The organism is Actinocatenispora comari (assembly GCF_017312725.1).
In the GTDB taxonomy this organism is placed as follows: domain Bacteria; phylum Actinomycetota; class Actinomycetes; order Mycobacteriales; family Micromonosporaceae; genus Actinocatenispora; species Actinocatenispora comari.
Map to the genome: position 1 here is coordinate 96,324 of NZ_BOPO01000150.1, position 12,177 is coordinate 108,500.

General features: G+C 71.2%; 13 protein-coding genes. 4 read left to right on the top strand and 9 right to left on the bottom strand.

All coding sequences use genetic code 11. The features are described from left to right. Nucleotides 1–35: 35 nt before the first annotated feature. The 6 genes from NUM_RS35915 to NUM_RS35940 all read right to left on the bottom strand — a co-directional run bounded on the left by NUM_RS35915 (nt 36) and on the right by NUM_RS35940 (nt 4,434). The gene (locus tag NUM_RS35915) at nt 36–197 is read right to left on the bottom strand and encodes a hypothetical protein (RefSeq protein WP_207126869.1); all 162 of its coding nucleotides are present in this window, start codon (nt 195–197) and stop codon (nt 36–38) included. Nucleotides 198–379: 182 nt separating this feature from the next. Continuing rightward, a complete protein-coding gene (locus NUM_RS35920; protein ID WP_207126868.1) occupies nt 380–1,642 on the bottom strand; it encodes an RNA polymerase sigma factor in 1,263 nt (420 codons plus the stop codon). Between the two features lie 27 nt (nt 1,643–1,669). Continuing rightward, a complete protein-coding gene (locus tag NUM_RS35925) occupies nt 1,670–2,029 on the bottom strand; it encodes a YciI family protein (protein ID WP_225918764.1) in 360 nt (119 codons plus the stop codon). A 169-nt stretch (nt 2,030–2,198) separates the two neighbouring features. Next, nucleotides 2,199–3,101, bottom strand: a complete 903-nt coding sequence (locus NUM_RS35930) for an alpha/beta hydrolase (protein WP_207126867.1) — start codon at nt 3,099–3,101, stop codon at nt 2,199–2,201. Then, a complete protein-coding gene (locus tag NUM_RS35935) occupies nt 3,098–3,571 on the bottom strand; it encodes an SgcJ/EcaC family oxidoreductase (RefSeq protein ID WP_207126866.1) in 474 nt (157 codons plus the stop codon). Before NUM_RS35935 ends, NUM_RS35930 begins: the two co-directional genes overlap by 4 nt. A 446-nt stretch (nt 3,572–4,017) precedes the next feature. Continuing rightward, nucleotides 4,018–4,434: a MerR family transcriptional regulator gene (locus tag NUM_RS35940; RefSeq protein ID WP_207126865.1), complete on the bottom strand. Its 417-nt coding sequence runs from the start codon at nt 4,432–4,434 to the stop codon at nt 4,018–4,020. Nucleotides 4,435–4,484: 50 nt separating this feature from the next. Between NUM_RS35940 and NUM_RS35945 the strand changes: the two genes are divergently transcribed. Genes NUM_RS35945 through NUM_RS35955 form a run of 3 tightly spaced genes read left to right on the top strand, consistent with a single transcriptional unit; the run spans nt 4,485 to nt 7,293 of the window. Beyond that, nucleotides 4,485–5,876, top strand: coding sequence for a DHA2 family efflux MFS transporter permease subunit (locus tag NUM_RS35945; protein WP_207126864.1), 1,392 nt, complete (start codon nt 4,485–4,487; stop codon nt 5,874–5,876). Continuing rightward, a complete protein-coding gene (locus NUM_RS35950) occupies nt 5,873–6,442 on the top strand; it encodes an NADPH-dependent FMN reductase (RefSeq protein ID WP_207126863.1) in 570 nt (189 codons plus the stop codon). Before NUM_RS35945 ends, NUM_RS35950 begins: the two co-directional genes overlap by 4 nt. Before the next feature lie 11 nt (nt 6,443–6,453). After that, complete coding sequence (locus NUM_RS35955; RefSeq protein WP_207126862.1) at nt 6,454–7,293, top strand: patatin-like phospholipase family protein; 840 nt, start codon at nt 6,454–6,456, stop codon at nt 7,291–7,293. Nucleotides 7,294–7,780: 487 nt separating this feature from the next. Here NUM_RS35955 and NUM_RS35960 read toward each other — a convergent pair whose 3' ends face one another. From NUM_RS35960 to larC, 3 genes are all read right to left on the bottom strand, one after another. Continuing rightward, the gene (locus NUM_RS35960; protein ID WP_207129397.1) at nt 7,781–8,875 is read right to left on the bottom strand and encodes an SDR family oxidoreductase; all 1,095 of its coding nucleotides are present in this window, start codon (nt 8,873–8,875) and stop codon (nt 7,781–7,783) included. Then, the gene (locus NUM_RS35965; protein ID WP_207129398.1) at nt 8,829–9,464 is read right to left on the bottom strand and encodes a dihydrofolate reductase family protein; all 636 of its coding nucleotides are present in this window, start codon (nt 9,462–9,464) and stop codon (nt 8,829–8,831) included. Before NUM_RS35965 ends, NUM_RS35960 begins: the two co-directional genes overlap by 47 nt. Nucleotides 9,465–9,842: 378 nt before the next feature. Then, nucleotides 9,843–10,712, bottom strand: coding sequence for a nickel pincer cofactor biosynthesis protein LarC (gene larC / locus NUM_RS35970; RefSeq protein WP_207129399.1), 870 nt, complete (start codon nt 10,710–10,712; stop codon nt 9,843–9,845). A gap of 400 nt (nt 10,713–11,112) precedes the next feature. Here larC and NUM_RS35975 point away from each other — a divergent pair, with 400 nt between their 5' ends. Further along, on the top strand, nt 11,113–12,120 hold the full coding sequence (locus NUM_RS35975) for a LacI family DNA-binding transcriptional regulator (RefSeq protein WP_225919070.1): 1,008 nt from the start codon (nt 11,113–11,115) through the stop codon (nt 12,118–12,120). Nucleotides 12,121–12,177: the final 57 nt, after the last annotated feature.

The window sequence follows — 12,177 nt, forward strand, 5'->3', positions numbered from 1 at the left end:
GCTGACGACCGGCCGGAGACGGTGCGGATACCGGCTTACTGGGCTGTGAGCGCGGCGCGATCGCGGCCGGTGAACTCGGGCCGAAGGTGTGCGTGGCCGCCGTGGAACAGCGGTGAAGGGATCAGGAAGTCGGCCGCGGCGACGTTCATCGCCACGGGAATATTCCAGACCGCGGCCAGTCGCAGCACAGCTCGCACGTCAGGATCATGCGATTAGGCTTCCAGTGACTCCCAGGAGAAGACGAGCATATCGACCTCGCCTTGGGTGATCCGGGCACCGATCTGCTGATCGCCACCGACCGGCCGGGCCAGGAAGCGTTCGATCGGAATGCCGAGCTCGTACTCGAACAGCTTGCTGCAGACAAAGTACCGGTTGTGATTCAGCGGCCCAGGTCGTCGAGTCGGCGCTGGAGCTCGTCACGTTGCACCGGATTGACGGTCAGGGCGATGGCTCGCTGGTAGGCCGCCGCCGCGCCGGTAGCGCCGGCACGGCGGAGCAGGTCGGCATGGGTGGCGTGCAGCGGCTGGTACTGCCGCAGTGCGGGGTCGGCGAGAAGCGGTTCGAGTAGTACGAGCCCGGCCCGCGGCCCGGCGGCCAACCCCACGGCTGCGGCGCGGTTGAGGGCGACGACCGATGATGGGGCGAGTCTGGCCAACGCGCCGTACAGGTCGGCGATCCGAGCCCAGTCGGTCCGGCCGGCCTGCAGCAACTCCGCCGCGATGGCCGCCTCCACCTGGTACCGGCCGGGGCGCCGCAGTTCCAGCGCACGGCGCAGGGCAGTCGTTCCCGCCGCGATGGCGGCGTCGTCCCAGCAGGCCCGATCCTGTCGCTCCCACGGCACGTACCGCCCGGCCGCATCGACGCGTGCACCCCGGCGCGCGTCGAGGAGCAGCATCAACGCCAGCAGCCCCCACGTCTCGGGCTGGTCGGGCATCAGCTCGGTCAGGAGCCGGCTGAGCCGGAGCCCCTCGGCGCAGAGAACGGTGCGTACCAGGTGATCTCCCGGGGTTGCCGAGTAGCCCTCGTTGAAGATCAGGTAGAGCACGTGCAGCACGCCGTCGAGCCGGCCCGCTAACGCGGTGCGGTCCGGGACCCGGTACCGGACCCGCGCGTCGGCGAGCCGCCGTTTGGCGCGGACGATGCGTTTGCCCATGGTCGGTTCCGCGACCAGGAACGCGCTGGCGATCTCTGCCGTGGTCAGACCGGCGACCACCCGTAGCGTCAGGGCGATCCGTGCCTCGGTGCCGAGCGCCGGATGGCAGCACGTGAAGATCAGACGGAGCCGGTCATCGTCTATCACGTCGTGGGGAACGGCGGGGTGTTCCGCTGTGTCCAGGCGCATCAGCTCGGCCAACCGGGCGGTCCGGTCGGCGCGCGAGCGGTCCCGGCGAAGCTGGTCGATCGCTCGCCGGCGGGCCGTGACGGTCAGCCAGCCGCCCGGGTTGGGCGGCACTCCGTCCTGACGCCAGACGCGGGTGGCGGTCGTGAAAGCATCCTGGACCGCGTCCTCCGCCCTGGTGAGATCGCCCAGCTGCCGGACCAGGGTGGCCAGGATCGCGGCCCGCTCTTGCTTGAACACGCGGATCAGCGCCACCGTGCTGGCGTTGCCCGGGTCGTCCGGAGCGCGGCTCGGATCAGGCATCGGTACTCATCGCACGCCGCATAGCGCTCACCGCCCGGCGGCGGCCGAGGTGGCGTCCAGGATCGCGCGTACCTCCACCGTCCCGCTCGCCGCGGTCGGCATACGAGCCGCGGCGGCGATCGCCTCGTCCAGGCTCGGGCAGTCCAGCACGTAGTAGCCGACGAGGACCTCCTTGGTGACCGCGTACGGCCCGTCGGTCACCAGTGTCTCGCCGTCCCGGACCCGGACGGTTCGAGCCGTCTCCGGGGTGTCCAGCGGCCCGTTCGCCACCAGCAGGCCGGCGTCGCGCAGCGTATCGGTCACCTCCTGCCACAGCGGCAGCTGCTCCCAGCGGTCGGCCTGCGGATCCGGCGGCGAGGCGTGCAGCAGCAACATGTACTCGGGCATCGTTACCTCCACCTCCGTCCGGGCGTCCCCGCCCGCGCCATGGCGCGGGCGGTACCGTGTCCAGTTCCGGTACCGGGATCGGCCGCCCACCGATGTGGATCCCGCGAGCGCCCCAAACTCATCGCCGCCCAGGCCGAAACGTCGCCAGCGACGGCGACGGTGTTTCCGCTCAGGCGGGTCCGAGTCGCGGTCCGACCCACGTGGCCAGCTTCCGGATCGCGTCGTCGGCCTCGGGCATGGTGCCGGCGGCCATCTGGAAGGTGTACAGCTGGTCGGGGAACACGTCGAGGCGAACGTCCACACCGGCCAGGCGGGCGTTCTCGGCGAGCTGGAGGCTTTCACCCAGCAGCGTCTCGTTGCCGCCCACCTGAACGTAGGTCGGCGGCAGGCCGCGAAGATCGGCGTGGACGGGGCTCACCTGCGGGTCGCCCGGATCGAACGAGCCCACGTACAGCGTTGCCAGCGCTTGGACGACTTCCCGGTAGAAGAAGGCTTCCCGGTCACGGTTGGTCTCGAACGTGGTGCTGCTGACCGTCATGTCGACCCACGGCGAGATGAGCAGCAGCGCGGCCGGGCCAGGCAATCCCTCCTGCCGTGCGCGCAGCGCCGTCGAGACGGCAAGCCCGCCGCCGAGCGAGTCACCGGCCACGGCGATGTTTCGGGCGTCGATCCCCTGCTCGAGCAGCCAACGGTACGCGGTGACCGCATCTTCGGCCGGCACCGGAGCCGGCGCCTGGTGGTACTCCGCGAGCAGCGCACGAGTACCGCTGGCCTTGGCGAGCTGACCGAACAGCTTGCGGTGGGTGTAGATCGATCCGCTGACCCCACCACCGCCGTGCAGGCAGAGCAGGACACGATCGTGCACGCATGCGGTGGGGACGGCCCACAGCGCGGGTAGGCCGGCCACCGAGGTCTCGAGGTAGTCGGTGCCTCCCGGTTCGGCCGTGAGGGTCGGCCAGTACGCCTCGACCCTCGCCCGGACCTCGTCGGGGGCCTGGTCCGGCTTCTCCCGGGCGGCCTCGGTCATGCTTCGCCAGTAGGCCTCGACCCGGTTCGGGGTGGTGTCGTTCATCGTGACTCTCCTTCAGCTGGGCGGTTTTCAGCTGGGCGGTTCCTATCCGGGGCCGGGCAGCTGTGGTACGCCTCGACGAGCCACCTGTCGCCGTGCCTGGACAGCGTCCAAGTAGCGAGCTCCCACCGAGCGGCATGCGGTTCGGCCTCTCCGGCCAGCGCGGTCGCACTCCGGGTGACGACGATCGTCACCCGGCTACCGACCGAACGGATGCTCTGCACCGCATGGATACGGCGGGAGCCCTTCAACGGGCCGGCGAAGGCATCTCGCATGGCAGCACGGATACTCCCCTTACCCTGCAGGAAGGTGCCGGGAAGGCCGACCGTCGCGTCCTCGGCGTACCCCCGGACGAACCGGTCGGCGTCTCCCGCCGCCCAGGCGTGCGACGACGCCTCGAACAAGGCCGACGCAGCCGCCTCCGCATCGACCGTCGCGGACGGCGCCTGGCGTACCGGTGGATCCGTACTCATCGCGTGCCTCCTCGCGCTGGGCCCCACGATCCGGCGGCCCCTGCTCAACCAACGCAGCAGCGATGCCGATTTGGACACCCGGCAGCTGGGATGTGGCCGCGGGTGCGCCGGAGCAGTCGGACGGGCACGTCCAGCGACCAGGGATGGCCACCAGGGACCGTCCCTGCGTTCGTACGCGCACACCTGCAGCCAACAGATCACCGTGACACCACCCCGGCCGCAGCGCGTCGTTGGCAAACGTCGCCCTCGCCCGCAACCGCCGCGGCCGATGCTCACCCAACCCGGGCCGGTCATCGAACAGCGAGCGCGAATCTGCGAGTCACCACGGGCCGGAGGCAGGCGCGGCCTGCCACCGGCCGCGACCGCCGGGCCGGAACGCCGGTCTGCGGAAGGACTCTGCAGCACGTACTGGCCGGCGGGTGCAGGTGGCGCGAAACCCGGGTCGGTCAGTGTCGAGCTCGGTGGGTTGTGGTCGGCGGGATCTCGCAGAGCCGCTGGTCGGAGGTAAGGTCGTCCAGCGCTGCGTGCAGGGCCTGAAGTCGCGCTCGTACCTCGCTTTCGAGGGCGCGGCGCAGCACACACCAGTCGTCGACGGTGATCCGGCGGCGCTCGGGCAGGTCTGCCATGAGCTCACGGATCTCCGCAATGGACAGCCCGACCCGCTGCGCCACTCGGATGATCTTGACGATGCACTCCTCGGCCTCGTAGAAACGGCGTTGGTTGCCGGCAGTACGTTCGCTGACGACCAGCCGGTGCTTCTCGTAGAACCGGATGGCCGACGGCGCGACGCCGGTGCGGTGTGCCAGCTCGCTGACGGTCAGGGTCGCCTGTCCGCCGTTCCTGGCGAGGGTGGCCGTGGTCATCGACGCGCTCCCTTGACTTCAACATTTGTTTAACTCCTACCGTACCGGGCGTGAGCGAGCTACAGGAAGCGACCGCAGCGCCGGCCCCCATCACCCGGGCAACGTGGGCTGCGGCGTCGGTCATGGCGCTGGGTGGGTTCCTGGCCAACATGGACGGTTCGATCGTCGCGGTCGGCCTGCGGCACATGCAGGACAGCCTCGGTGTCGGGCTGGCCGAGATCCAATGGGTGGCCACCGCGTACCTTCTCGGATTGTCGGCCGGGCTGCCGTTCACGCCATGGCTGGCACAGCGACTCGGCACCGGGCGGCTGTGGCTGTGGGCGCTCAGCGGCTTCGTCGCCACGTCGGTGCTGTGCGCACTGGCCCCGACCGCCCCTGTCCTGATCGCGGTACGGGCGCTGCAAGGCGTGACCGCCGGCATCCTCGTCGTCGCGGGGCAGACGCTCATCGGCGAAGTAGTCGGCCCGGCGCGGCTTGGCCGGATGATGGGCACGCTGGGTCTGGTCGTCGGGCTCGCGCCGATCGTCGGGCCGAGCGTCGGTGGCTTGTTGCTGGCCTGGACATCATGGCCGGCACTGTTCTGGCTCAACGTACCGATCGGTCTCGCCGCGGTCGGGCTCGGCCTGCGTTTGGTGCCGCGCGGTGCGCACCGAACGCCACCACCGATGGACTGGCAGGGCGCGGTGTTGGTGTCGGTGGGGCTGCCGCTGCTGCTGTACGCGCTCACCGCTCTCGCCGCGCCGGGCGGTCGGGCAACGCCGGCCGTCCTTGCGGTGCTCGGGGCCGGCGCGACCGCACTGTTCATCCGACGCTCGGCGCGCCTGCCGCATCCGGTGCTGCGGATACGGCTCGCTGTCCGGCCGGTGGCGGCGGCGGCCCTGGCCACCGTCCTCAGTGGGGGCGCCAGCATGTTCGCTGCGGTTCTGCTGGTACCGCTGTGGTTCCAGCTCCAGCTTGGTCAGGACGCGCTCTCGACGGGGCTGCTACTGGCGCCGATGGGCGCGGGCACGACGCTGATCATGCTCGTTGCCGGCCGGCTCACCGATCGTTACGGGGGCGGCGCCGTCGCCTCGGTCGGCGCACTGATCGTGCTGGCCTGCACCGCGCCACTGCCGTGGCTGGGCGCCGGAACGCCGATGGTCGCCATGCAGGCCATGCTCGTCGTGCGTGGTGCCGGGCTCGGGCTGGCGATGATGCCGGCGATGACAGCGATGTACGCGTCGGTGTCCACACAGGAGCTGGGAGACGCGACCGCCCTCGCCAACATCACCATGCGCCTGGGCGGCGCCGCCGGGGGCTCGGCTGTGGTGCTCGTCCTGGCCGCCGCGCGATTCCATGCCGCGTTCCTCGTACTGGCCGGCATCTGTCTGCTTGCCGCCGCAGCGGCCATCTGGCTCCGCCGCACCGAATCCACCTACTCCCGAAGGGGCCACCCAGCATGAACACCACCGCCGACCTGCGTGTCGCAGTCATCGTCGGCAGCGTCCGCGATGGACGATTCGGCACGTACGTAGGGGCCTGGGTCGCCGAGCGACTCGCCGCGTGGGGCGTGGACGCCGACCCGATCGACCTGGCCGGCGTGACCGTGCCGGCGACGATGATCGACCATCCCGATGTCGCTGCATTCGCTGCACGCATCGATGCGGCAGAGGCGATCGTGGTGGTCACGCCCGAGTACAACCACAGCTACCCTGGGCCGTTGAAGGCCGCGATCGACACGCTGCGCGACCAGTGGTTCGCCAAGCCCGTGGCATTCGTCAGCTACGGCGGGCTGGCCGGCGGCCTGCGGGCGGTCGAGGCGCTCCGGCTCGTCTTCGCCGAACTGCACGCCGTCACCATCCGCGAGACGGTCAGCCTGCACAACCCATGGGGCCCGGCCGCCGACACGAGCACCGCATACCCCGACGCGGCCGCCGACGACGCCCTCCGCCGGATGACCCACCAGTTGCTGTGGTGGGCCGAAGCCCTCCACCATGCCCGCCGCCGCACCCCGTACCCCGTCGCCTGAAAGGGCCACACATGCATCCGCAGAGCACCACCCGCCGGGCACTCGTACTCGGCGCCGGCGGCGTCGTCGGCACCGCCTGGATGGCGGGCCTCGCCGTTGGCCTACCTGACCATGGCATCGACCTCGCCGACTCTGACCTGTTCGTCGGCACGTCCGCCGGTGCGATCATCGGCGCCGTCCTGGCGACCGGTGAGCGGCCCGAGCGCCTCGCCGCCTTGCCACCGACAACCGGTCACCCGCACGTACCGGACCCCGCGGTGCTGGCCGAGGTGTTCGCCGTGCTCGCCGAACCCGGCCAGGACGCGACGGTGGCGCGTCGTCGGGTCGGGCAACTCGCCCGCACGGCGGACGTCGGGGGACCACACACCCAGATCGATCGGATGCGCGGTCTGCTCGGTACCACCCGCTTTCCGGAACGGCTGCTCGTCACCGCCGTCGACGCCGACACAGGAGAACCGGTGGTCTGGGACCGCGACAGCGGCATACCACTACCTCATGCGGTCGCCGCCAGCACCGCATTCCCCGGCGCCTCGCCGCCGATCCCGATCGGCGGCCGGTACTACCTGGACGGCGGCCTGCGATCGGCGACCAACGCCGACCTCGCCACCGACGCCGACACGCTGGTCGTTGTCGAACCCCTCGCCCACCTGTTCCCGCCCGAACAGCTTCGGCAGGAACTCACCGTGGCTGACGCAACCACCGTCGTCACCCTGCGCCCCGACTCCGCAGCCATCATTGCCTTCGGTCCCGACCTGTACGACCGGGCCGTCTGGGCGGACGCCTACCGGGCCGGCACGCGCCAGTCCATCGACGCCGCAGACCGGCTCCGTCACGTCGGTACCGGCGGGTAAAGCCCTTGGTTGCCACGGGCCCGCGCCGAGCACTCTGTTCCGCAACATGCCTCGGGCAACAAGGAAGGTAGCCGAGAGCTGCCGGAGCTCTCGCGGACGTTCGAGCATCAATGCCGCGGAATTTCGCCCAGTGCCAAGCGATGTCGCGCGCTCGCGGGCACGGCTCGGGCACCAGAGCCAGGAGTCAGGTCGTTCTGAGTCCCCCAGAGCGAGAAATGGGGCACGGCCACACGGTGAGATGCCCCGAGCACGAGGGCGCAACCAGCGAGGGTCGAGGGCAGTACTGCCACTCCCAAACTAGTTGTTCGGCCGACCACCGCGAAGCTCGCGCACCGTGATCAGCGACTCGACCGTCGATCCGGCCAGCTCCAGCGTCGCGCTCGACGACGGGGATGGCGGTCAGCGCGGTCGCCACCACCAGGATGTCGAGTACCACCATGAACGAGCCGAGCGAAGTCAGCGCGAGCGTCCACCCGCGGCGTGCGGCTCACCGGGCCGATCCCGTGAATTCCTCGGCATGGGCGCTGGCGAACTGGGCGAAGTGGGTCGGTGTCACGCCGAAGGTGCGGTGCGCGGCGAGCTCGACCCGGGCGATCGGTGTGCGGTGACGTTCCCGGAACTGCTCGTCGAACAGGTCCACGACGTGTGGCGGTAGTCCGGCCGCGGCGTAGCGGCGCCGCTGCTCCTCGAACGTGACTTCCACGTATCGGAACGTGGCGCCGGTAGCCGCCGAGACGCGGTCAGCCACCTCCGCCATGGTCAACGCCTCCGGGCCGGTGATGTCGTACGCCTTGTTCTCGTGGCCGTCCGTGGTGAGCACCCCCACGGCGATCTCGGCGACATCGGCCAGGTCGACCGGCGACAGCTGACCAGCGCCCAGCGGCATCACCAGCTCCCGGGTCGTGACATCGAAGCCGGTCACCGAGCTCGGGAGGTAGTTCTGCATGAACTGGCTGGGTCGCAGATGGGTCCAGGCGAGCCCGGAGCGTTCCAGATAACGCTCGATCTGGCCGTGCCACCGGGTGCCTCGGAATACCTCCTGATCGAAGCCGACGCCGGCTTCGCGGCCGGAGTACTTCACGATGTGCGGCACTCCGGCCGCCTGGGCGGCGTCGATGAAGCTCAGCTGGGTGTCGACCATCTCCTCTCGCGGCGAGGAGATCAGCAGCGCGCGCTTCACACCCTCCAGCGCGGGGCCAAGCGTCGCGGCGCGGCGCAGATCGCCGGCGACGACCGTGACGCCCGGCAGTTCGGCCAGCCACGGCACCCGCGCCGGATCGCGGACCACCGCCCGCACCGGCGCGCCCCGGCGAGCGAACGCGCGTACGACGGCAGAACCAGCTTTGCCTGCCGCACCGGTAACCAGAATCATCATGTCCTCCTGTCGAATGCCGCACTCGGCGGCAGATCCGTTCCGTGCTGAGCCGCGCTCCGCGACTCCGACGGGCGTCGCCGCCGCGACGTGCTGTTCACCGGGACGGGCCGGCGGTCCCCGTGCCGATGCCGTCCCGTTCACCGACCCCCTCGCATGCTGTTCACCGGGACGGGCCGGCGGTCCCCGTGCCGATGCCGTCCCGTTCACCGACCCCCTCGTCCGGGGCGTAACACGCCCGGACGACCCCGCACCGGTAACCGCGCGCCTCGAGCAGGCGCAGCCGCGTTCCCGGCCCGAGGACCTGTCGCCCGGCGCCGACCGCGGTCGGATTCACGTAGAACTGGAACTCGTCGACCAGGCCGGCGGCGGCGAGCCCGGCCACGAACCGCACACCGCCGAAGGCCAACAGATCACCGTCATGGCGTTCCCGTATCGCGCGTACCGCCTCGGGCAGCGGTGCCTGGCTGGCGGTCGTGCGGGGCCAGGGCAGGTCGAGCCGTTGCCGGCTGATCACCACCTTGTCCAGCTCCCCGACCCGCCGCGCGAAGGCGAGCGCCGGTTCATCCGGAAACGACCGCGCGGTCGCCGCCCAGTGGTCGAGGTACCCTTCCCCGATCATGGTGCGGCTGAGCAGGATCGTGCCCACCGTGTCGAACGTCGCGTTGAAGTCGGCGGCCAGCTCCGCGTCCCAGGTGGGCCGGCCGGTCCAGTCCCAGGCCTGCCAGTCGGCGTCCGGGGACTCCGCGTCGACGAAGCCGTCCACCGTCACCTGCATGCTCACGATCAACTTGCCCATGGATCCTCACTGCCGGGTCGTGGCGGCGACGCCGCCAGCACACATCGAACGTCGCCACATTCCCTGCGCGACAGGGATGCGGCGCGCCAGCTGCGGTGGGTGTCCTGCCCGGGCCGCGGAACGACCCCACCGGCCCGAGCAGAATAGGCACGCCTTACGGGAACCACACGACCGGAATCATCTGCTTCACCCCTCCCGGAATCGGCTCGACGACGTCGAGCAGTACCGACCTGACAAGGGTTCAGATCCGGGCCACGGCAGGAACTCATCGCCTGCCGGTGGGCGATGAAGGACATCACAGTCCGCGCGGTCACCGGTGAGTCGGCTTGCCGCCTGTACCGCGGTCGCCGCCCGGTTTCGCCGCGAGTCGACCCTCGTCTACGGCCGCTGCGCTTCGTGCGCCGGGAACCGCGGGGGCTGGTTGGTCCTGGCCGGTACGGCCGGTTCCTCGTCGGCCGTGCCTCGCAGCGGCGCCACCGTGTCCTCGGCGCTGTGGTCGATCGGGGCGCCGAGGACCAGGCGGGTGAGGTTCGCGGCCTCGCGGGGATCCCGGTCGCCGGCACCGGTGCCGGTTGCCAGCACCCGCATCGGCGGCATCGGGCCGTGTTCGGTGGTCAGTGCCGCGATCAGGGCGGCACCGGTCGGGGTGCACGCCTCGTATGGCAACCCGCCGCCGAGCACGGGCAGCCCCGCCTCCGCGACGATGCCCAGTACGGCCGGTCCCGGCAGCGGGATCGCGCCGTGCGCCGCCCGGGTGGTACCGGAGCCGAGTGCCACCGGCCCGGCGCACAACCGTTCGAGGCCGCGGTGTTCGCGCAGCCAGTGCACGCCGGCGCAGCTGCCGGCGATGTCGGCGAGCGCGTCCAGCGCGCCGACCTCGTGGAATGCGACGTCTTCCGGGTCGATGCGGTGCACCGCGGCCTCGGCGCGGGCGATTCGGGCGAAGGCGTCGAGCGCCGGTTCGACGATGCCGGACGGCAGGTCGGCGGTCGACAGCATCTGCCGGATCTCGCGCCAGTGCCGGTGATGCGGGCTGGGCGGGGCATCGACGTCGACCTTGGTGGCGCCGATGGCGTGCCGGTTGGTTGGCTCGGCCCGCAACGTGACGGGCTCGATCGGTAGCGCGGCGACGGCCGCCTGCAGGTACGCCAGCGGGACGCCGAGGTCGACCAGCGCGCCGAGCAGCATGTCGCCGGCCACTCCGGCGGCGCAGTCCCACCATCCGATCGTACGGGTCGAGGCGATCACGACTTCCTTTCGTGTGGTGCGGCGATCGAGGAGCGGGCCCGACGGTCGATGACACCCTCGGGGCCGGCTCTAATGCAAGTAAATTGCAATAGCAGTTATAGTGCATCAAAGCTCGAGCGGGTGAGGTGGGTGCGGTGCCGACAGTGCTGGGCGTCGAAAAGCTGGACGAGAGGCCGGGCACGTCCACCGACCCTGCTGCCGTGCTGCACGGGGCGCCGATCACCGACCCGGTGCCATGACGTCGCCGAGGCCGTCCGGCCGCGGCGCCGACCTCGGCATCGACAGGCCCACCCGCCGGTCCGTCGATCCCATGCGGCGCGCGGATGCCGAGCCGGTGCGGCCCCGCCGGCCATCGGCGAACCGGCCGGCTCGGTCCGGTACGGCAGGGACGGGGACGACGATGCGGAGCCTCGCTGCGCGTCTCGGGGTCAGCGCGATGACGGTGTCCCGTGCGTTGAACGATCGGCCCGGGGTCGCCGAGGCCACCCGGCGCAGGGTGCTCGGGGCGGCGGCCGCCCTCGGCTACCGGCCCGACAGGCGAGCGAGCCGCCTGCGTGCCGGTGCACCAGCCGGTCTCGTCGGGCTGGTCGTCACCAGCCTCGCCGACCCCGTGATGTCCGCCCTGACTGCCGGGGTGGAGCGGGCCTGTGCCGAGAACGCGGCGCGCGTCATCGTTGCCAGCAGCAACAGTGACCCGGCCGCGGAGTCCGGGTTGGTCGCCGACCTGCGCGCACGCGGCGTCGACGGTGTGGTCGTGGTACCGGCCGGTGCCGATCACGCCCACCTGCGTGCCGGTCAGCGTGGAGGTGGGCCACTGGTGCTCGCCACCAGCCCGCCCGCCGGCCTCGCCGCCGACTGCGTCCTGGTCGACGAGGTCAGCGGCGCCCATCGGGCCTGCCGGCAGCTGTTCCGGCAGGGCCATCGACGCATCGGCTTCCTCGCCTCGACCAGGTCCTGGGCCGGATCCGAACGATTGCGCGGGCACATCCTGGCCCACGACGAGGCTGGGGTACCGGTCGACGAGCGCCTGGTCCGCCAGCCGCGCGAGGATGCCCACAGCGCGCGGAGCGCGGCACGGGAGCTGCTGTCGACGGGCGACGACGCCCCGTCGGCGTTGCTGGCCGCCGATTTCCCCAGCCTGGTCGCTGTTCTTCGCACCGTCGGTGCGCGGCCGGGCTCCCGACCGCCTGCCATCGTCGGGTTCGGCCCGGCGCGCACCGACCTGGCGCCCTTCCCGCTCACGATGGTCTCGCCCGACTCGGTCGCGCTCGGCCGGGCCGCGGCCCAGCTGGTGTTCGAGCCTCGGGCACCCGGATCGACCGCACCACGCCAGATCATGATGGCGAGCAGCCTCGTCGGGCCGTCGACCCGCTTGGCGCACGCGGTAGCGCCGCCGCGGATCGGGTGACGGTAGGCGAAGGCCGAGCCGTTGCCGGTGTTCCGGGTTGTCGCCAGAACACCGGCA